At 68.4% G+C, this 20,448-nt stretch carries 19 protein-coding genes; 4 read left to right on the top strand and 15 right to left on the bottom strand.

Annotated features, from left to right (window positions below):
• Positions 1–47: 47 nt before the first annotated feature.
• Positions 48–1,184: a glycosyltransferase gene (locus tag SACPADRAFT_RS0221410; RefSeq protein ID WP_007023597.1), complete on the bottom strand. Its 1,137-nt coding sequence runs from the start codon at positions 1,182–1,184 to the stop codon at positions 48–50.
• Positions 1,185–1,350: 166 nt separating this feature from the next.
• On the opposite strand from SACPADRAFT_RS0221410, the gene SACPADRAFT_RS0221405 reads away from it, so the two are divergent.
• The 4 genes from SACPADRAFT_RS0221405 to SACPADRAFT_RS0221390 all read left to right on the top strand — a co-directional run bounded on the left by SACPADRAFT_RS0221405 (position 1,351) and on the right by SACPADRAFT_RS0221390 (position 5,467).
• Positions 1,351–2,256: a formylglycine-generating enzyme family protein gene (locus SACPADRAFT_RS0221405; protein WP_007023596.1), complete on the top strand. Its 906-nt coding sequence runs from the start codon at positions 1,351–1,353 to the stop codon at positions 2,254–2,256.
• A gap of 10 nt (positions 2,257–2,266) precedes the next feature.
• On the top strand, positions 2,267–2,542 hold the full coding sequence (locus tag SACPADRAFT_RS0221400; RefSeq protein ID WP_007023595.1) for a MoaD/ThiS family protein: 276 nt from the start codon (positions 2,267–2,269) through the stop codon (positions 2,540–2,542).
• Between the two features lie 153 nt (positions 2,543–2,695).
• The gene (locus tag SACPADRAFT_RS0221395) at positions 2,696–3,901 is read left to right on the top strand and encodes a macrolide family glycosyltransferase (RefSeq protein ID WP_007023594.1); all 1,206 of its coding nucleotides are present in this window, start codon (positions 2,696–2,698) and stop codon (positions 3,899–3,901) included.
• Positions 3,902–3,964: 63 nt separating this feature from the next.
• Complete coding sequence (locus SACPADRAFT_RS0221390; protein ID WP_007023593.1) at positions 3,965–5,467, top strand: B12-binding domain-containing radical SAM protein; 1,503 nt, start codon at positions 3,965–3,967, stop codon at positions 5,465–5,467.
• 19 nt (positions 5,468–5,486) lie between these two features.
• Here the strand turns inward: SACPADRAFT_RS0221390 and SACPADRAFT_RS0221385 are convergent, their stop codons facing one another.
• The 14 genes from SACPADRAFT_RS0221385 to SACPADRAFT_RS30085 all read right to left on the bottom strand — a co-directional run.
• Entirely contained in the window at positions 5,487–6,509 is a 1,023-nt protein-coding gene (locus SACPADRAFT_RS0221385; RefSeq protein WP_198048370.1) for an NAD-dependent epimerase/dehydratase family protein, read from the bottom strand.
• A gap of 53 nt (positions 6,510–6,562) precedes the next feature.
• Positions 6,563–7,489 carry a transketolase family protein gene (locus SACPADRAFT_RS0221380; RefSeq protein ID WP_007023591.1) on the bottom strand — a complete coding sequence of 309 codons (927 nt, stop codon included), beginning with the start codon at positions 7,487–7,489 and terminating at the stop codon, positions 6,563–6,565.
• The gene (locus SACPADRAFT_RS29175; RefSeq protein ID WP_157577268.1) at positions 7,486–8,400 is read right to left on the bottom strand and encodes a transketolase; all 915 of its coding nucleotides are present in this window, start codon (positions 8,398–8,400) and stop codon (positions 7,486–7,488) included. Before SACPADRAFT_RS29175 ends, SACPADRAFT_RS0221380 begins: the two co-directional genes overlap by 4 nt.
• Positions 8,401–8,520: 120 nt before the next feature.
• A complete protein-coding gene (locus SACPADRAFT_RS0221370) occupies positions 8,521–9,138 on the bottom strand; it encodes an SRPBCC family protein (protein ID WP_007023589.1) in 618 nt (205 codons plus the stop codon).
• Between the two features lie 67 nt (positions 9,139–9,205).
• Positions 9,206–10,399 carry a macrolide family glycosyltransferase gene (locus SACPADRAFT_RS0221365; protein ID WP_007023588.1) on the bottom strand — a complete coding sequence of 398 codons (1,194 nt, stop codon included), beginning with the start codon at positions 10,397–10,399 and terminating at the stop codon, positions 9,206–9,208.
• Positions 10,400–10,517: 118 nt separating this feature from the next.
• Positions 10,518–11,321: an ABC transporter permease gene (locus tag SACPADRAFT_RS0221360; protein WP_007023587.1), complete on the bottom strand. Its 804-nt coding sequence runs from the start codon at positions 11,319–11,321 to the stop codon at positions 10,518–10,520.
• Positions 11,318–12,310, bottom strand: coding sequence for a daunorubicin resistance protein DrrA family ABC transporter ATP-binding protein (locus SACPADRAFT_RS0221355; protein ID WP_007023586.1), 993 nt, complete (start codon positions 12,308–12,310; stop codon positions 11,318–11,320). Before SACPADRAFT_RS0221355 ends, SACPADRAFT_RS0221360 begins: the two co-directional genes overlap by 4 nt.
• 253 nt (positions 12,311–12,563) lie before the next feature.
• Positions 12,564–13,415 carry a class I SAM-dependent methyltransferase gene (locus tag SACPADRAFT_RS0221350; protein WP_007023585.1) on the bottom strand — a complete coding sequence of 284 codons (852 nt, stop codon included), beginning with the start codon at positions 13,413–13,415 and terminating at the stop codon, positions 12,564–12,566.
• Positions 13,416–13,648: 233 nt separating this feature from the next.
• Positions 13,649–14,077, bottom strand: coding sequence for a winged helix-turn-helix transcriptional regulator (locus SACPADRAFT_RS29170; protein ID WP_051442543.1), 429 nt, complete (start codon positions 14,075–14,077; stop codon positions 13,649–13,651).
• 48 nt (positions 14,078–14,125) lie between these two features.
• Positions 14,126–15,253 (bottom strand): trans-sulfuration enzyme family protein, encoded by a 1,128-nt coding sequence (locus tag SACPADRAFT_RS0221340; RefSeq protein ID WP_007023583.1) that lies wholly within the window; start codon positions 15,251–15,253, stop codon positions 14,126–14,128.
• Positions 15,253–16,089 carry a class I SAM-dependent methyltransferase gene (locus SACPADRAFT_RS0221335; protein ID WP_007023582.1) on the bottom strand — a complete coding sequence of 279 codons (837 nt, stop codon included), beginning with the start codon at positions 16,087–16,089 and terminating at the stop codon, positions 15,253–15,255. The genes SACPADRAFT_RS0221340 and SACPADRAFT_RS0221335 overlap by 1 nt, the downstream gene beginning before the upstream one ends.
• Positions 16,090–16,137: 48 nt before the next feature.
• The gene (locus SACPADRAFT_RS29165; protein ID WP_007023581.1) at positions 16,138–16,428 is read right to left on the bottom strand and encodes a winged helix-turn-helix transcriptional regulator; all 291 of its coding nucleotides are present in this window, start codon (positions 16,426–16,428) and stop codon (positions 16,138–16,140) included.
• A gap of 6 nt (positions 16,429–16,434) precedes the next feature.
• Entirely contained in the window at positions 16,435–16,887 is a 453-nt protein-coding gene (locus tag SACPADRAFT_RS0221325; protein ID WP_007023580.1) for an acyl-CoA thioesterase, read from the bottom strand.
• On the bottom strand, positions 16,880–20,448 hold a 3,569-nt coding region (locus SACPADRAFT_RS30085), incomplete at its 5' end, for an SDR family NAD(P)-dependent oxidoreductase (protein ID WP_157577266.1). The genes SACPADRAFT_RS30085 and SACPADRAFT_RS0221325, both read right to left, overlap by 8 nt.

The raw sequence follows: 20,448 nt of genomic DNA, 5'->3' as shown, positions 1-20,448 counted from the left end.
GCACGCGCTCGTCGGCCCGACTCCGGCGTCCCGCGCCGTGCGGACGCTCAGACCTCCGCGACGATCCGCCGCACCGTCTCGGCCGGTGAGGGCAGCGCGTGCATCTCCTCCCGCACCACCGCCATCTGCCGGGCGAACTGATCGTTCTGGATGAGCTCGGTCAGCATTTCCGGGCCGATCTCGTCGGCGGTGCTCACCAGACCGGTCCCGAGTTTGCGGACAGCGTCCCGCCCGGAGTGCTGGAACATGTCGCGGGAGTCCGGCGCGAGCAGTTGCGGCGTGCCCGCCTCGATCGAATTCATGATCATCCCGCCGCTGCCGTGGTGGACCACCGCGGTGCACTGGCGGAGCAGCCGGTGCACCGGGGTCCACCCGACCGTGCGGATATTGCCCGGCAGCGGTTCGAGCGGGCCCGTGTCGAGATCACCGAGAGCCAGCACGAACTCGGCGTCCACCTCGGCGGCGGCCTCGATGAGGGACTCGACCGCCCCGAGCCCGAAGGCCTGGAGTTCGATGGTGCCCATCGAGACCGCGACCCGCGTCCGGTCGGGGGCGGTCGGCCAGCGGTCACCGTGCACCGCACCCCCGCCGTAGGGAACCCACCGCATGAACCAGCCTTCGGGCGGCCGGTCGAGAACCATGCTCGGCGGAAAGGACTCGATGATCACGTCCGGTTCCGGCAGCCGGCTCGGTAGCTCGTACCTGGTGAAGAAGTCACCGAGGAACCCGGCGATGGCCTCGTGCATCGTTCCGGTCGCGAACGCCCCGTGGTTGCGCTGAACGGCGGGGACCCCGGCGCGGGCGGCGGCGAACAGACCGGCCGTCGCGCCTTGCTCGTAGACCACGAGATCGGGGTGGAAATCGTCGGTGAGCGCGATCAGGCCGTCGATCATCGGACGGTTCACGGCGGCGATCTGAACTCCCCACTCGGCCAGATCGACCGCAGGGCGCGTCGCGACGGTCGTGACGAAGTCCGGCTGGTCCTGGGCCACCCGCTCGAACGCCGCGACCGAACTGAAGTGCGGCGCGACGTCGACCACCTCCAGACCGGACCCGGCGGCCCGCTCGGCATGTTCGGCCGTGGCGATGACCACGTCGTGCCCGCTCGCGCGAAACCCCCAGGCGAGCGGAATCAACGGGAAGAGATGTCCGAGGCCGGGCGACGAGACGAACAGAACCTTCATCGGACAGCTCCTGACGTGAGGGGGACCGGCATGAACTCGGCCTGCGATCGACGGCCGAACACTGGAGAATCCGATAGTCTCATCGTCTACTTTGGCCGTCAATCCTTGCCGCTACCGAGTACTTACTATAGGGTTCTTAAGCATCACGACCGGACAGGGTGGCGCTATGGCAGTTTTCGGAGGAACGGCGCACGACGGCGTCGACACCGACGAGTCCGTTGTCATCAACGGGGCGACCTTCCAGCTCGGGTCACCGGAGTGGGTCATCGAGTGGCTGGCGGAGGAACAGTCCCTGCCCACTCCGTGGTTCCGCGACGAGACCCCGCAGACGCTCGTGGAAGTCGCACCGTTCGCGATCGACCGTCACCCGGTCACCGTCGGCGAGTACGCCGCCTTCGTCGAAGCCACCGGGTACCGAACGGTGGCCGAGCGCCGCGGCTGGAGCCTCGTGTACGGCGAGGACTACTGGCATCCTTCCCCCGGCGCGTGCTGGCGCCGACCTGCGGGCCAGGAGGTCGACCACACCCCGTCGGACGACCATCCCGTCGTCCACGTGGCGGTCGAGGACGCTGACGCCTACGCCACCTGGGCGGGTAAGCGACTCCCGACGGAAGAGCAGTGGGAGCTCGCCGCACGCGGCCCTGCGTATCGACTGTGGCCGTGGGGGGACGACTGGCTGCGCGAACGGGCCAACACCACGGAACTGTGGCTGGGCCACACGACCCGCGACGTCGCCGAATGGCGCGCATGGTGGAGGGCACACCAGCAGGGCCGCGGTCCAATCCCGCTGACCACACCGGTCGGCAGCCTCAGCCCGCACGGCGACAGCCCGTACGGGGTGGCGGACATGGCAGGCAACGTCTACGAGTGGACCGCATCACCGAGCCGCCTCTATGGCCCGTCCGCCGACTGTGACGACTCACTGCTGGCCGTGATCGGCCGATACCGTGTCATCCGCGGAGGATCGTGGATGAACCTGCGCTTCCAGACTCGTACGAGCGAGCGGCTGCACGGTGATCCCACCGGATGGGCCTGTTTCGCGATCGGTTTCCGCTGCGTCCGTGACCTGTGAGGTTTCTACCATGCCCCAACTCATCGTCCCCGGAAGCTGGCACTACGCGACCTCGGGCAACGTCCGACTGGAGCTGCAGGCCGCCAACCTGCGCGAGCTTCTCGAAGCATTCGTGCGCTCGCATCCGAAGGCGAGCTACCGGCTGTACTCTCCGGCCGGTGAGCTGCTGAGCTACCACATCTTCGTCGTCGACGGGACGCAGGTTCCCCGTGCCACACCGCCCGACGAGGTCGAACTCACCCAGGGCAGCCGGGTGGAGATCATACCGCCGCTGGTGGGCGGATAGACGGCGCCGGGCGCAGAACGGCCCGCTCGATCCGCCGTCAGAAGCTCGACAACCGCGTCCGCGCGCGGCCCGAACACCCGTACAGGAGAGTGCGACTCGAATGCCGAACACTCCGCCGCGTGCCCGCCTCATCACACGGCCGGGCACAGTCTGATGCGCTCACGACACATCCTCGTGGTCAACGTCCAGGGGCACGGCCACGTCTACCCGTCGCTCGGCGTCGTCCGGGAACTCACCCGGCGCGGACACCGCGTCTCATACCTGACCGGTCCGGCATTCGCCGACGAGGTCACCGCGGCCGGCGCCACGGTCGTGCCGTACAAGTCGGAGTTCGACGACTTCCACGTGCCCGACGTGGTCGACCGGGAGGATGCCGAGACCCAACTCCACCTGGTCTACGTCCGGGAGAACGTGGCGCTTCTCCGTGCGGCGGAGCGAGCACTGCAGGACGACGTGCCCGACCTCGTGGCCTACGACGTGATGCCGTTTCTGGCGGGGCGCCTGCTCGCCGAACATTTCGGCCGCCCGGCCGTGCGCTTCAATGGCGGCTTCGCCGAGAACGAGCACTACTCGATGTTCGAGGCGCTGTGGGCGAGTCACGGCCACCGACACCCAGCCGACGTCGAGACAGTGCACACGGTGCTGGTCGACCTGCTGGCCGAGTACGGTATCCACACGCCGGTCAAGCAGTTCTGGCGCGAGATCGAGGATCTCAACATCATTCATCTGCCGAGGTCGTACCAGATCGCGGCGGAGACCTTCGACGAGCGCTTCGTTTTCGTCGGCCCGAACTTCACCGGCAGGCTGGAGAACACGCACTGGTCGCCGCCGCATCCCGACACCCCCGTGCTGCTCGTGTCCCTGGGCACGCTGTTCAACGAACATCCGGAGTTCTTCAAGACCTGTGCGGAGGCATTCGCCGGAACCCGGTGGCACGTCGTGATGGCGATCGGTCAGCACCTCGACCCGGATACACTGGGTCCGCTGCCCGCCAACGTCGAGGTTCACCCGTGGGTCCCGTTCCATACGGTTCTCGAGCGAGCCACTGTGTGTCTGACCCAGGGCACGACGGGCGCCACGATGGAAGCCCTGGACATGGGAGTTCCCCTGGTGGTGATGCCACACTTCGCGACCGAGGCGGCACCGTTCGCGCAACGCACGGTCGAGCTGGGCCTGGGCTACGAACTGCCGGCCGACAAGATCGACCCGACTGAGATCCGGGCGACCGTGCAGCGGCTCGCCGCCGACACCGAGGTCAAACAGCGGGTACTGCGCATGCAGCAGGACATCCGGGAGTCCGGCGGCTCGTCCAGAGGTGCCGACGAGATCGAGGCCTACCTGCGGCGCACCGATTACTGACATCCATGCTGCGGGCCGTGCGACCGGACCGCCATCCGCTTCGAGAGATAAAGGACAGAGCCGATGGTGCTGCGAGACGTCAGCGTACTGCTGCTGTACCCACCGAACCAGAATTTGCCGGGAACCGTGTGCAAGCCCAACGGCTCGCTCGCCTATCCCCATCTCGGCGGGGCGCTCCGGCACCACGGGGTACCGGTGCGGGTTTTCGACGCCTGTGTCGGCGATGACGGCGACCCGCTGCACGAGATCTTCGCGAACCCCTCGGCACTGCCGAGCGGTCTGCTGCGAACCGGCGTCGACGACGAGCGGATTCTCGAGGTCGTCGCGGAGCACGACATCGTCGGCATCACCTCGATCTTCACCGACCAGGAGTCGATGGTCCTGCACTGTGCCCGCCTGATCAAGGCGGCCTATCCGGACAAGATTCTCGTCTCCGGCGGGGTGAACGCGCGCTCGCGACTACCGCGGTTCTTCGAGGCCGGTTTCGATGTGGTGTGCCTGTCCGAGGCCGAGCACACCCTGGTCGAGATCGTCGAGATCGTGCGGCGCTCGACGCGACCCGACTTCGGGGACGTTCACGGCGTCGCCTTCCCCGACGGTGACCGGATCCGCGTCAACCCCACCCGCTCGCGGGACATGGTGCGCGATCTTGACACGCTCCCGATGCCGGCCTGGGACCTGCTGCCCAACCAGCGGTACTGGGACCTCGGCCGTCCGCACTCGGGGGTGTTCGAACCCGGCGCGGAACTGCGCTACGGCACCATGATGACCTCGCTCGGCTGCCCGTTCCACTGCGCGTACTGCCACATCGCGGGCGAGGGGGAGGGCAGTCTCAGCGGTCCCGTCGGAACTTTCCGGGTGAAGTCCGACGAGCGCGTACTCGCCGAGATCGAGACGCTCAAGAGCCTCGGCGTGACCGATGTGTTCATCGAGGACGACTCCCTGTTGGGCGATAAGAAGCGCGGCCTGCGGCTCTTGGAGAAGATCCAGGGCGCGGGCGTGACGGTCTGCGATCTGAACGGCATCAATCTCATCCACCTGCTCAAGCGCTGGAAGCCCGACCACGAAGTGCTCGAGGCACTGGCCATGGCGGGATTCACCCAGATCAACATGCCGTTCGAGACCGGAAACCTGCGCATCATGCGCAAGTACGCGAGCAACAAGCTCAACGTCGACAAGGCCGACCTGACCGGACTGATCACTGCCATGAAGGACTACGGCTTCAAGCTGTACGGCAACTATATGATCGGGTATCCGGACGAGACCTTCGACGAGGTCGAGTCCACCATCGCTCTCGCCCGCGAACACATGTCGTATGGCTTGGACGCGGCGAACTTCTTCCTCGTCGTGCCGATGCCCGGATCACCACTGTTCGACATGGCGATCGCCAATGGCCACCTCAGCCCGGACTTCGACCCGGACAAGATGAACATCTACAACGCCACCATGACCAACACGACGGTCCCGGGCGAGGTCCTGGAAGCCACCCGCGCCGCGGCATGGGAGGAGGTCAATTCGTCGACCTGGAAGAACGCGAAGAAGGCCTGGGCTGCCACGGCGGGCTGACACCTCCCCATTCCCGCACTCAGCGACGGCGAGACCGAGGGCCCGGAGCGAGCCCGAGCGCACGCGCGTACCGCGCACGGTGCTCCGAATCGCTCGCCAGCCAGTCCACCAAGGCGCGGAAACCCTCGGCGAGCCCCCGGCGCGGCCGCCACCCGAGCCGGTCACGGCTGCGCGTGCAGTCCGCCACGCACAGCGCCGCATCCCACGGTCGCGGGTCCATCGTGGACCATCGGGGAGACTCCTCGATCGCGAGTTCCTCGCGCGCCAGGTCGACGAGTTCGGCGAGCGACGTCGGTGTACCGCTGCCGATATTGAGAACGCTGCCGCGCTCGAGGGTCGTGGTGTACGCCGCACGCACGAATGCCTCGCAGACGTCGTCGACGAAGACGAAGTCCCGGACCGTCCACGGGTCGGCGAGCGGAGGCAGTCGCCCGTTCAAGCCGAAGGTCGCGAGGGTCGGCACGAGTCGCGCCGGATCCTCCCAGAAGCCGTAGGCCGTCCCGAGGCGCAGTGTGACGATGTGTGCCCCCCGGTGGCGCGCCATCGTCCGCGCGTACCGGGTCGCGGCAGCCTTGCTGACCGCGTAGGCACCGCGCGGCGCGATCGGATCCTGCTCCTCCGCGGGATGCTCCCCAGGGCCGTACTCGGCCGTGGAGCCAGCCAGGACGAATGCCTCGAATGTGTCCGCTGCGGCCAGGTCGACGAGTGCGGCCGTCGCGCCGGTGTTGGTCGCGCGGATCGCACCGGTGTCGGTCTGCCACGAGTACGCACCGTGGGCGGCGAGATGGAACAGCCAATCGGCGCGGACGGTGTCGACCGTGGTCCGCACCGCCCCGGCGTCGCGCAGATCGAGCCGATGGATCGTGATGTCCCGCCGGATCCCCTCCAGGCGCCACGGGTCGGCACCCGGCCGCAGCACACCGTGTACCGAGTGCCCGTCCCGCAGCAACCTGCGGCAGAGATTCGCGCCGAGGAAGCCGCCGGCACCGGTGACGAACGTGCGCCGTGGCGTCGGCGGACGTGTGAGCGGGGCTTCGGACACGACGTCGGCCGGGCCGGACCCGGAACCCGGCGCCCGGCCACCGCCATGCCCGCTCACCGCGGTGCGGACGCCACCAGAGACGTGGCGGTATCCGCGATCGCCGTCGCCGAGAGGCCGAACCGCTCCTTGAGGAAACCGTGCGACCCGGTCATCCCGCGTGGCAGATCGTCGAGGCCGCAGCGTCGCAACCGGGTGGCCAACCCGCGCTCGGCGATGACCTCGGACACCAGCGTGCCCAGACCGCCGTCGATCAGATGCGACTCGACGGTCAGCGCGAAAGGCACCTCGGACAGCAGCTCCGCGAGGTCATCCTCCGGGGACGGGTTGAAGCTCTCGACCACCGCGACCGTCGCCTGAACACCCTCGGTGCCGAGGTGCTCGGCCGCGGCCAGTGCGTCGCCGACCGTCGAACCGAGCGCGATCAGTGCGACGTCGCCTCCGGAGCGCACCGTGCTCAATCTGCCGAGATCGAAATCCCCGGTAAGGCCGGGAACCGGTGGGCCGGTCTTGGCGATGCGGTAGTAGATCGGCTGCGGCAGCGCATACGTCTGCTCGAACGCGCTGCGCGCGTGTGTGTCGTCGGCGGGAGCCAGCACGGTCAGCCCCCGCTGCAGGCGCAGGATACCGACGTCTTCGAGCCCGTAGTGGGTCGCGCCGTTGTTGCCGTACTCGAACCCGCCACCCACGCCGACGATCCGGACCGGCAAACGGTGCAGGACCGGGCCGTTCCGGATGAACTCGTACGGCCGCATCGACGCGAACGTGGCGATCGAGTAGACGAAGGGAATCATTCCCGACTCCGCGAGCCCGGTCGCCACCCCCACCATGTTCTGCTCGGCGACCCCGGCGTTGTAGAACCGGTCCGGAAACCGCTCGGCGAACGGCTCCAGCATGTTGAACCCCAGGTCACCGGTCAGGAAGACGATCCGTGAATCCTGCTGTGCCAGCGCGGTCAGTGTGTCGACGAAAGCGGCTCTCATCGGGTCTCCGTCGGGGTGGGGACATCGTTCGCCGCGGCCGTGACCTCGGCGGCCGCGGTAGCGTACTGCTCATCCGACAACGGCCAGTAACGCCACGAGACACGGTCCTCCATGAACGAGACACCGCTTCCCGCGATGGTGCGCGCGAGCAGCACGTGCGGGCGCGCCGAGCCGGGGTCGAGCGAGTTCAGGACCGTGCGCAGGGCGTCCACGTCATGTCCGTCCACCTCGTGCACCGACCAGCCGAACGCCTCCCACCGCGCCGCGAGCGGTTCGAGGTCCAGGACCTCCCGGGTGTGCCCGAACGCCTGCTGCCCGTTGACGTCGACGAGGGCGACGAGCGAGCCGAGCCGACGATGTGCCGCGAACATGACCGATTCCCACACCGCACCCTCGTTCAACTCCGCGTCGCTGAGCAACACGAATGTGCGCCGTGACGATCCCCGCATCCTCGCGGCGAGTGCGGATCCCGCCCCGTAGGACAATCCCTGTCCGAGGGAGCCGGTCGAAAAGTCGATCTCATCGAGCGAGTGCTCGGGATGCGCCCCGAGTACCGAGCCGTCCCCGCAGTAGGTCTCCAGCGTCTCCCGGTCGATACGCCCGGTCTCGTACAGCGCCGCGTAGAGCGCGAGCACGGCGTGTCCTTTCGACAGGATGAAGCGCTCGCGATCCGCACCGGTACCGCGCAGCACCCCGCCGTACAGCACCGCGAGGATGTCCGCGACCGACAGGGCGGAGCCGATGTGGCCGAATCCGGCTCGATGTGACTGATCGAGGATGTCCAGCCGGATCCGGTGCCGCAGCGCCAGGTCCCGCGCGGCGTGCGGAACACCGTCGTGCGACGACGCCCGCTCGTTCGCGGTTTCGGTTTCGTGTGGGGCGGTCGGGTGACGAAACGATGTGGCTTCCATGAAGGCGTGCATCTCCATTCCCGGGACGGGCGCCGGAGCGCGAGACACGATCCGCACTCGACGCGACCACCACCGCCGCACGTCGGCCGGGCCCGCCCTGCGGACCCGGCCGACGCCGGCCTACTCGGGGGTGTAGAACTTGAGCGTCTCCTCGGTGACCTTGGACACCACATCGGACGAGGCGACCTGCTTGCTCTCGAGAGCCTCGGCCCAGGCGCGCACCGACTTCTTGGTGAACTCAAGGGCCTCCTCGGACTCGAACCAGAACTGCTTGTCCAGAGGATCGCCGGTTACGTAGTGTCCGAAGCCGACCAGCGCCGGGTCCCACCCCGCACCGACGGCCAGCACGTGCGAGACAGCCCGCTCGCCGTCACCGGGTCCCACGTGCTCCAACTCCAGTGTGGTCCGCCCGTCACCTTCCGGCACGAGGGTCACCACGACCTCTTGATCCGAATGGCCCTCGAACTTCCAGGTCAGATGGAACCGATGCGGGCGATCACACTCAAGGATGTCGCCACCGGCGTGTCCCTCGAGCTGAAACGTGCCGCCCTTCCGCAGGTCCCCGGAAACCGGCAGGAACCACTGCGCGACCCGCTCCGGAGAGGTGAGCGCGTTCCACACCTCTTCGGCACTCGCGTCATACGTCCGCCGCGCCACCGCGGCGTATCCCGTACCACCGGAGATCGAGCGGGGCCGCACGTCGCGGGTGGTCTGCGCGATCCACTCATTGATATCCATTGCTCAACCTTCCTGAGCGTCGTTCGTCTCCCGCCGCCGCTGATTACGGAGCGGTGTGATCTCCTGTCTAATGGTTACTCAACGGATTGTCCAGTCGGGCGAGTACCGCGTCCGCTGCCCGCGCGGCACCCCCGGCATCACCGATGTGCCGCTGCATCTCCCGGACCCGGGCGAACGTGTCGGCGTCGTTCCACAGTTCTTCCACGGTGTCCCGCAGCATCACGGGGTCGAACTGTTCGGCCTCGATCCGGCGGCCGAGTCCCAGCTCCTCGATCCGGCGCGCCATCGGCTCGACCTCGAACGCGTAGTGCGGCACGGCCACCATCGGCCGCCCCCAGTGCAGCGACTGCATCACGGTCCCCATGCCGCCGTGTGTGACACACATTTCCGCGTGCTCGAGCACGGCGAAGTGGGACAACCAACTGTGGACCTCGACGTTCGCGGGAAGCGGACCGATTTCCCCGGGATCGACCCGGCTGCCCACCGTCATAACGACGTGCCAACGTGTGTCCGCGAAGGCACGCGCACAGGCTTCGAACCACTCCGCGTGGTCGTTGAAGCTGGTTCCCAACGAGATCAGTAACACCGGGCGGTCCCCCGGAGGGGACCATCGGTCGTCGCGGTCCTCCAGGGACGGCCCGACGAAGAGGAACCGGTCGTCGAAACTCTCCCCGGCGAACTGGAACGCTCTCGGGATGAAGACGAGATTGAGCTTCTCCACCCCGTACCAGAATTCTTCGAGGTCCGTCCGCATGCCGTGTTCGGAAAGAACGTCGGTCAACGCCTCCCGGAAGCGGCCGAACTCGAGCGGACCGGGAATTCCCGATGCGTCGGCCATCTCCTGGTAGTACGAGAACTCCTGGTTGGTCGCGAAGCCCGCGCTGAGCCGCACCATCGGACGGTTCCACCGATGCGCCAACAGCCGCGCCGCGATGAACGGAGCGTCCTCGTAAAGGATCACGTCCGGCGGGGACTCGTCGAACGCCGCTTCCGCGGCCCGATGGATCTGCACATTTTCCCGCAGATACAGCATGTGCGGCACCGTGGGATCATCGGCGTCGAACACCTCGGCCGGATCGAGGCTCGCCACCGCCGACTCGTAGGTCAGCACCGAGGCACCGAACTTGGTCGCGGCATCGGCGAACTCGTCGGTCGTGAGATGCACGACCCGGTGGCCTCTGCGGGTCAACTCGCCGACGAGGGAGAGCGCGGGATCCACGTTGCCGATGTGCGGCCCGGTGAGGAGGAGTGCCGTGATCATACTTTCGGAATATATACCGATCTGGCCGGGAACGCCATATCGTGGCCGAGGCGTACCGGACGCGGCACGCGAGCGTGCCGCGTCCGGAGTCCTCTTCACGTCGCCGGACACCGGGCGATCAGCGGTTCGTGGTCCGCCCGTAACGCCGGACGGCCAGCGGCACGAAGATCAGCAGGATGGCCGCGATCCACAGCAGGCTGTAGGTCACCGGCTCGCGCAACGGCCACGCTTCGGGGGTCGGTGCGGCCGCGCTGATGTTGCCGAACAACTCCCGGGACGACTGCGCGATGGCCGAGACCGGATTCCACTCGACGAAGGTCTTCACGACCGGCGGCAACGGTTCGGCCGGTACGAACGTCGTCGCCAAGAACGTCAGCGGGAACACGAGGACGGCCGTGGCACTGTTGAACACCTCGACACTCGGCACGAGCAGCCCGAAGTAGGCCATCACCCAGGAAACGGCGTAGGCGAACAGGATCAACAGCAGCACGCCCAGAACGGCATCGACGAACGAGGACCGGATCCGCCACCCCACCAGCAGACCCGTCAACATCATCACGCCGATCGAGAGGGCGTTGGCGGCGATATCACTGGTCGTGCGTCCGACCAGGACGGCCGACCGGGAGGCGGGCAACGACCGGAAACGGTCGATGATGCCCTTCTGCACATCCTCGGTGACGCCGAGGCCGGTGAACGTGGCGCCGAACATGATGGTCTGCGCGAAGATCCCGCCGAGCAGGAACTCGCGGTAGTTGCCCCCCGGAATCTCGATGACGTTGCCGAACAGGAAGGCGAACAGGAGAATAAACATGAACGGCGAGATCAACATCATGACGATGATCTCGGGCGATCGCTTGATCTTCATCAGATTGCGCTTCGCGAGAATGGCGCCGTCGGTGACGGTCTTGATCGCTGTGGTCACGAGTTGACCTCCTGCCTGCTTGCTGCGTCGTCGCGCTCGTCGTCGGAGGAAGTGGTGCCGTGCCCCGTGAGGGTCACGAACACGTCGTCGAGCGTGGGTTGCCGCAAAGACACGTCGTGCAGTCGCACATCGGCCTCGGCCAACGACCGCAGCAGATCCGACAGCGTCTCCGGCCCGCCGGACACCGGGGCGGTCAGCCGACGGGAATCGCTATCGATCCGAATGTCGTCCAAGCCGGTTCGCCGTAGCGTCGCCTCGGCTGCGGCCACGTCGTCATCCCGCTCGACGACGACTTCGACACGATCACCGCCGACCGTCCGCTTGAGCTCGCGGGGCCGGCCGTGGGCGATCTCCCGCCCCTCGGCGATGACGACGATGTCATCGGCGAGCTGGTCGGCCTCGTCCATGTACTGGGTGGTGAGCAGCACGGTCGAGCCGTTCTCGACCAACCTGCGGATCGTGCCCCACAGCATGTTCCGACTGTTGGGGTCCAGACCTGTCGTGGGTTCGTCGAGGAACAACACGCTCGGTTTGGCCACGATGGCCGCCGCGAGGTCGAGGCGCCGGCGCATCCCGCCGGAATAGGTCTTCACAGTCCGGTCGCCCGCGTCGGTGAGCGCGAAGTCGTCGATCAGGGTGCGCGCCCGGGCACGGGAGTCGGCCGCGCTGAACCCGTACAGCCGTCCGACGATGTACAGATTCTCGTACCCGGTCAGATACTCGTCGACGGCCGCGTTCTGCCCGGAGAGGCCGATGTGCCCGCGGGCACGCCCGGGGTCGGTCCGGAGGTTGATCCCGGCGATGGTCACCTCGCCCGCGTCGGGTTCGAGCAGTGTCGTCAGAATGCGGACGGCGGTCGTCTTCCCCGCGCCGTTCGGCCCGAGGAGCCCCAGCACAGTGCCCTCCGGAACCTCGAGGTCGAGACCGTCGAGCGCGACCACGTCCCCGTAACGTTTGGCGAGCCCGGACGCGGTGATGGTTGGGTTCATGCGGTACCCCTGTCTTCGTCGGAAATCATGGCGAACGGTGACTGCCCACGTTCGTGCGGACGCTGGTGACCCGACCGCACCGGCCGGAGCGCGTACGTCGTCGCCGCGTACCCGAAGCCTCGAGATCGCGGAAAACGCCGGATGTCGTCCTTCGCGGACAGCGGTAAGTTCGTTCACTCAGCACAAGCTCACTCGTTCGTACAGTAGTCGGGCCAGTTGTACCGCGGACCACCGACAGTTCTCAGGTTCAGCCCTACCGGTGACAGACCAACTGCCAGAACCGCGCCACATCGCGGTAGGGATCGCGCCGATACAGGGCCAGCTCGAGCTCCATCGTCCTGCTCAACCACTCCGGATCGTGCTTCAGATCGTCGTCGGAGACCAGGTCGACCACCGTCCGGAGCCCGAAGCGATCCGTCACCACGGCCCCCGCGGCCCGCACGGCGGCTTCGATGTCGCTTCTTTCCAGCCGATTCATCACCTGGCCCACCGTGGCCGAACGACGGGTCGGTGCTTCGAGCATCGTCACCCCCTGCACGGGGTCGCGGTCCCGCACCGCCGCAGCGAGAACGTCCATCGCGGGATTGGGCGCGATGAGCGATAACGTTCCACCGGGGCGTGTCGCGTCGACCAGTCGACCGATCAGCTCGGCCGGATGGTCCCGATAGTGCAGAACATTGTGACAGAGTACGAGGTCCCAACCGGTGGAGTCGGGAGGAAGCGGGAGCGGCCGGCGCTCGTCGAGATCGTGTTGCTCGATCCGGAGCCGGGCACGGCCCGGTTCGTCTCGTTCAGCCGCCGCGACGGACTCGGACAGCAGAACCGAGGAACAGTCGAGCACCGTCACCCGATGACCCGCACCGAGCAACGGCAGCGAGTCGACGCCGTTCCCGCCGCCCACGTCGAGCACGTCGATGTAGTGCCCAGGGGTGGGAAGCAGTGTGGCGAGCGTGTGCTGAACCAGCGCATAGTAGACTCGTGCCCACGGAGTTCGCTGCCAGGCGAGCCACTCCCCCGCCGCGCGATCGAATGCCGCCCGGGTGTCCTGCGGGAAGACCGAACCGCTCGGCGAAACGATCGATTCGCGAGGATTCGCAGCGAACATGGCAGCACCTCACCTCGATGAATTCTCGACAACCTCGGACACGAGCGCGGTAGCCACCGCATGACCCCGCGAGCACCCGGTGTTCGACCCGTGCCCACCAAAATCCACGATGTCATGCTGAATCGAGGTCCACGGCCACAGTAGATGGTTCGTCGATCTCGGTGCAACCGCGTATAGCGACATCGTGTGATCGGGAGCCGCCCGGTACCGTCACGGACGAACGTGTCCGTGTCTCACCCGCGACGGCCGGATCCGACTTCACCGTCGGGCCCCGGCTCCGGAGACGGCTGTCCGGTGCCACGGCACTGCCACCGAACGTCCTCCCCGTCCTCCCCGTCCTCCCCGTCGATGAATCGAACGCCCCACCGGGTGAGCCACAGCACCGGCTGCCGCAGTTCCTCACCCACACCAGTAATCACATACTGCCGGGCGCGCCCATCACCCCGCACCTGTCGCTGCGCCACGACGCCGAGATCGACGAGCGTGCGCAGGCGCTCGGTCAGGAGATTGGGCCCGATGCCGGAGAGGGTGTCAAGCAGCTCGGTGAACTGCGCGGGCCCGATGAGCAGTTCACGGACCACGAGCAGGGTCCACCGTTCGCCGATCACGTTCAGCGCACTGGCGAGCCCGCAGAACTGGCCGTAGTCCCGCTTCGGGGACACCCCTCTCACCTCGCTTCCCGCCACATGGCCTCCGAGGCCCTCGCGGAGTCAGGCCGGATCCAGCGCGCCCATGAGATCTTCGAGCAGGTCCGCCGGATCTTCGATGCCGACCGACAGCCGCACGAGATCGTCGGTGATGCCCAGCCGCTCCCGCAGATCCGTCGGTACGGACCGGTGGGTCGTCGCCGCCGGGCACTGGGCGAGTGACCGGACACCCCCGAAGCTCACCGCATCGGTGAAGTACCGACTGCGGCGCAGCAGCGCGGCAACGTCGCCACGGTACCGGAAGCCGAGCACCGGACCGAATCCGCTCATCTGGCGCGTGGCGAGTGTGTGACCGGGGTGGTCCGGCAGACCCGGGTATCGGACTTCGCCCACGTGTGGGGACTCGCGCAGTGCGGCCGCGAGCTTTTCCGCGGTGGCGGCCTGACGAACGGTCCGCAGCGACAGCGTCTTCAGCCCCCGATGGACCAGGAAGCAGTCGAACGGGCTCGGTACGCTTCCTGTGGTGGTGCGGTGGGTGACGAACAGCTCGTGCAAATCCGCCCGATCGTGTACAAGCGCCCCGCCGAGCACATCAAGGTGCCCGGCGACCGACTTCGTCGTGCTGTAGAGCGTCACATCCGCACCCCACCGCAACGGCTGCTGAAATACCGGGCCGGCGAGGGTGTTGTCGACCAGGACCACGCAGCCCCGAGCATGCGCGCGGCGGGACACCTCGGCCACGTCGGCGACCTTGAGCGTCGGGTTCGTCGGCGTCTCGACCCACACCAGTGCGTCGTCCGCCCACGGGTCGGCGAAGACCTCGGCGACCGCGGTGGGATCGGCCAGGTCGACCACCCGCACATCCAGACCGAAAGACGTGAGGAGGGCGTGCGTGCCGCCGTAGACATCGTCGGAGACGATCGCCCGGCCCGCTCCGGCCAGGGTCGCCAGCGCAGTGGCACCCGCAGCCTGCCCGGACGGGAACACCGTGGCGAACCGTACCTCTTCCAGCGCGGCCAGCGCTCGCTCCAGCGCTTCCCTGGTCGGATTCTCCCCCCTGGCATAGAAGTACGCGGGCTGCACCTGGGCACCGTGCGCGTAGGTGCTCGTCAGGTGCAGCGGCGGGGAGACGTCCCCGGTGCCCTGGGCGGGTTCCTGACCGACATGCACGAGTCGCGTGTCGAACCGCATCACGCCACCGCGCGCACGCACAAGCACGTCGAGGTCAGATCGACCTCGCCGGCCGGGGTGAGGTGTGCCTCCGCAGCCCGTTCAAGGGCCTTGCGCACTCCCTCCGGGTCGCCGTCCGCCAGGCGCCGCAACCAGGGCGGCAGTACGTCGACCGTGAACCGGGCGAACGCGTTCGGCGAGTCCAGTGTGAAGCCCACATCGTGCTGGGTGACCTCGATGTCGCGGAATCCCGCAGCCGCGGTGACCTCCCGCAGCCGCGCCGCCTCGGCCAGCGCGAACGGTCCGGGTCCCCCCGGGGGTGGCGGGTCGAGGGTGAAGTGCTCGGACACGGCACCGAAGCCGAGGGCGATCATCGGTACGGACGGGGCGGGGCCCCACACAGCAGCGGTCAGCACGCCGCCGGGCCGCAGCGCGGTGCGCAGGTCGCACAGGGTGGCCGTCGGGTCCCCGGTCAGCGACAACACCCACCGACTGAGGACGACGTCGTGCCCGCCGGGTGCGGCCTCGACACCGCCGACCGCGAATTCCACCCCGTCGCGCCCGGCAGCCAGGCTTCCGGCGATGTCGATCATCGCAGGTGACAGGTCCACGCCGACCACCCGCCCGGTCGCACCGACCACCTCGGCGGCGGTCAGGGCCGGTTCACCGAGTCCGGTGCCGAAGTCCAGCACGGAGTCGCCGGACCGCACCCCGGCCTTGCGGATCAGAATGTCGGACACTGCCGATGCGGCACGTTCGAAGTCTGCCCGCCAGCGCGCCCACCCGTCGCTGACCGCGTCCCAGACGGCGGTCTGTTCGGCTCGAATGCGCTCAAGTTCCTCGGTCGTGGGTGACATGCGTTCTCCTCACGTGCGTGTCGGACAAGGAGTGGTACCGGATGGTCGTCACCTGAGATTGAGTCGTCCCCAATCCGCCAGCATCGTCAACGGACCGCAGAGGCGATGGCCGAGAGTTGTCAGGCGGTACTCGCGACCTCGCTCGACCAGACACTGGTCGGACAACCGATCGAGCTTCTCCAGGAGCAGATCGCGGTGGAGCCCCGGGACGCCGTCCAGCAACGCGTCCTCGTCCGCCGGTGCGACGAGAAGTTCTCGGATCACCAGCACGGTCCACAGGTCACCTACCACGTCAAGGCCGGCGAGAAAGGCGTCGGCGTGCCGATCGTCGTCTGTCACGGGCGCTCAACTCCTCGGACCCGGGGGCACGGCTCGGGTCTGCGGGTATGTGGCGTAGGCGGCCAGTGCCCGGGACAGTTCCTCGGGGACACGAACGGGCGACACCCCGTTCTCGGTGCGGCGCAGGCATGACACGACCTGTTGGCCACGGGCGACGAGCTGCTCGGCACGACGGAACTCGTAATCCATCTCGACCCGGTTACCCGCCGAACCGCGCAGAGTCATCCCTATGTCGATCTCCTCGAGCGCGAAAACCTCGACGAAGTACTCCATCGAGCAGGACACCGTCACCATGACCAGTTCGCCGGTCCGCACCTCGTGCAGCACGCCGGGCGCGTGTTCGGCGAGGAAGGCTTCCCGGCAGTGTCCCTGCCAGTGCAGGTAGTGGGCGAAGTAGACGTTGCCGACCAGGTTGGTCTCGTCGAACATCACCCGATGACGAAGCACGTACTCACTCATGTGCACCCTTCCGCACAGCGATCGCGACAATCGGTTCCTCCGGTCCGGCGATCCGCAACCCCGCCACGACGACGACCGCACCCGCACCGGACAGCACCGCGAGGCCGTCCTCGGTGACCTCGTTGAGGTCGAGCGGCGTCAGCGCGTCGACGCCCAGCCGGTCCAGTGCGGCACGACCCGCCGCGATCCGCGTGGCCGCGACCTCGACGGATTCGTCCAGCTTGCGGGTCAGCCGGGAGATGGCCTCCTGATCGGCCTCATCGTCGGTCGCCACGGGCACGGCCGAGCCCCACGCGAGGCCCACCGGATGGGCGGCTCGGGCGAGCAGCACGTGCCCCGATCCGGATTCGGCCACCCAGCCGTCCCACCGCCCGTCCGCCGAGTCCGTGGCGAACGTGTCCGCGCCGAGCAGGACCAGCTCGACCCGCTGCGCCACATCCAATTCGATCAGACGGCGGCTCAGCAGTGGGCCGACGAGCGGGAGCCCCGCCGACGACTCCCGACCCGCGGCCGCGATCGCGCGCAGCCGCAGTCCCTCCCAGCGGGCGATCGCGCCGCCCGACTCGTCCACGACCTCCACATCGAAGGTGTAGTCGTCCGCGGTATGCGCGCGTTCGACGGCGTGTACCCGCAGCATCCCTCTCGGCTCGCGCCACACCGTGAACCGGTCCGCGCCGACGGGCAGCGCCCGCCGATGCGGTACACATGCCAGTAACGCGTGTATCGCCGCATCGTGCGCACCGCAGTCCCCGAGCAACAGGCGCTGATGATGGAACTCGGAGAACCACGTTCGCTCGGGCTCGGCCCGGACCCGGGCACGCACCTCGAACGCGGTGACGCTGTCGTATCCGACCAGACGGCGGAAGCGCCCCTCGTGGAACAACAGCGATCCGTAGAACGGGTGCGGACCGGTCTCGTCCGGCGCCAGGTCAGCCGACGGTGCGACCTCCGCCGAGGGCACGCTCGGTGCCGGAGGCGCGGCCGCGTCGGGAACCGCGGCGGTGAACCGGTCGGCGTCGAAGTCGTCGGAGTCGTCCCGCAGCGCGAGCCGGAAGCCCTCCGCGTCCTCGGCCAGTGCCAGGACCCGGATCGAACGGGAGCCGCGTTCGCCTACCACGATGGGGCTGTGCAGGTGGAGGTCGGTGAACGACCAGCAACTGCGGGTATGAACCGATACCGCGTCGATCACCTGGGCCATCGCCTCCAGCCCGAGCACGGTCGGCAGAACCGGAACGTCGTCCACACGGTGTTCGTCGAGGTACGGATCATCGCCGAGAGACAGGGACGCCGTGGCCACGGCTTCGACCCCGGGGACCCGAACCGGCAGGTTCTCGGTGAACCGCAGTGGGTCCGGTGTGTGCCCCTCCACCGTGAGCGTCGGTGCCGCCGGGAACCGTCCGGTGAGCAGGATGGTGCCCGGCGCCTGCCGGTCGGCGAGCACCCGCAGCATCGCCTCCGGACCGGTCTGCGGGTCGATGGGGGTGATCCCGGCGGCGGCGAGATCGTCGACGACGCCCATACGTTCGCCCATACCGACCCCCTTCCACAACGACCACTCCAGGTGCAGGTGTCTGCGTCCCGGCAGCGCGGTCCGTTCCAGTTCCGTGCGGAGCCAGTCGTTGGCCACGCAGTACTCCGCCTGTCCGGGAAGGCCACGCCTGCCGATGATCGACCCGAAGCCGACCACGAGCCGCAACTCGGGTGCGGCGTCCAGCAGCAGGTGCAGTCCCGTGACCTTCGGGTCGACCGCCCGCCGCAGCGTCTCCGGCGTCACCGCGTCCATCCGCTGCGGCGCGTTGACCCCGGCGCCGTGCAGGAGCCCACGGACAGGTCCGAGTGCACCGGCAGTGGAGACCGCGCGGGCCACGTCGTCCGGGTCGGTAACGTCGGCCTGAACGTAGTGTGCGGGCATGCCGAGCGCGTCGAGTGCCTCCGCGACCCGTGGCGCCTCCGGCGCCGAACGCCCCACCAGGACCAGCGTGCAGCCCGTGCGGCGGGCCAGCGCGACGCCACAGAGTCCGGTGATGCCGTCCGCGCCACCGGTTATCAGGCACACGTCCCCTTCGGCCAGCGGTAGCTCGGCCTCCGGTCCCGGAGAGTGCAGGTGGGTGGTCATCCGCTCCGCCCCGTCCGCGGTCACCCGCAGTTCCTGGTGGCCGGTGCCCACCACCAATCGGGGATCCAGACCGTCCGTCCCGCATTCGACGACCGTGACCGCGCAGTCCGCCAGTTCCACGGCCGCGCTGCGTCCCACGGCAGCCGCCGCCGGATGCCCGGGATGGGCGAGAAGCAACCTCCGCGGACGGGTCCGCGCGATCAGCGCGAGCACCCGCGCGACCTCGTCCGGATCGCCGTCCGCCAACCAGACGGCGAGGCCGGTTCCGGGCAGGGCACTCTCGTGCAGCCAGTGCCCGGCCGGCGCATCGACGATCCACTCGCCGGGCTCCGGCGCCGCCCCCACCGGATCGGCCGGTATCCACCGATGTTCGAAGGCGCGGACCCAGTCGGCAAGCCCCGCGGGGGGACCGACCGGCTGCTGTGCCTCGGCAGCGGGCTGGGCCGCCAGCGACTCGGCGATGTCGGCCACCGTGGCATCCACCACGGAGAGTTCGGGTCCAGGCGGCTTGGTGCCGAGCAGGTCGGCGAGGCCCGCGACCACTTGGACGACCTGCAACGAGTTCATGTGCAGGTCGTGCAGCAGCGTGCTCTCCCCCCGGATCGCCGAGGCAGGCAGCTCCAGCGTACGGCTGAGGTGTTCCCGTACCGTCTCCAGCGACGTGCCGCCGTCGGGCGCCGACGCCTGCTCCGGGACCGGCCCGGTGGGCGCGTCCTGTTCCCCGGGCACCTCCTGGTCGAGGGACGTGTCGGGGAGTCCGCTCTCGCACGGGTTGGCGAGCAGATCGAAGGCGCTGTCGACGTCGAGCGGACGGGTCACCCGCTCGGCGAACCAGGCGTTCAGATCGCCCGCGCCGCAGGCGGCGAGTGCGGCGGTGGCCAGGGCGTGGCGGTGCGGGTTCCCGCTGTCGAGGGAGAAGACCGGCACGTCCGGTACGACACCGCGAGCCAGATCCGTGAGGGTCGTGCCCGCGCCGGCCTCCACCAACACGTCGCAGCGTCGTGCGAGCGCACCCACTGCCTCAGCGAACCGCACCGGCCGCGTCACCTGCTCGACGAGCAGCTCGACCAGATCGGTGGTGCCGGCCAGAGCCCGGCCGGTCACCGTGGAGAAGACCGGCCGCCCAACCGGGTAGAACGGGACCTCCGCCAGCTCGGTCCGCAACGGTTCGACCACGTCGGCCATCGCGTGGCTGTGGAACCCGTGCGACACGGACAACATCGTGGCGGACACGCCCTGTTCCCGTGCACGTACCACGATCCGGTCAAGGTCGGCGACCTTCCCGGCCACCGCGGTCTGCGCGGGACCGTTGAAACCGGCGATCTCCACCTCGTCCAGTCCGTCGGCGAGGGCGGTGACCCGCTCGGCGTCCGCCGCGATTCCGGCCATCCCGGTACCCACCCGGCCGTGCTCGGCCATCGCGCGGCCGCGGGCGACGGCCAGCC

It is taken from the genome of Saccharomonospora iraqiensis subsp. paurometabolica YIM 90007 (genome assembly GCF_000231035.2).
GTDB classification, from domain to species: domain Bacteria; phylum Actinomycetota; class Actinomycetes; order Mycobacteriales; family Pseudonocardiaceae; genus Saccharomonospora; species Saccharomonospora paurometabolica.
This window is presented reverse-complemented; position numbering and strand designations above follow the sequence as displayed.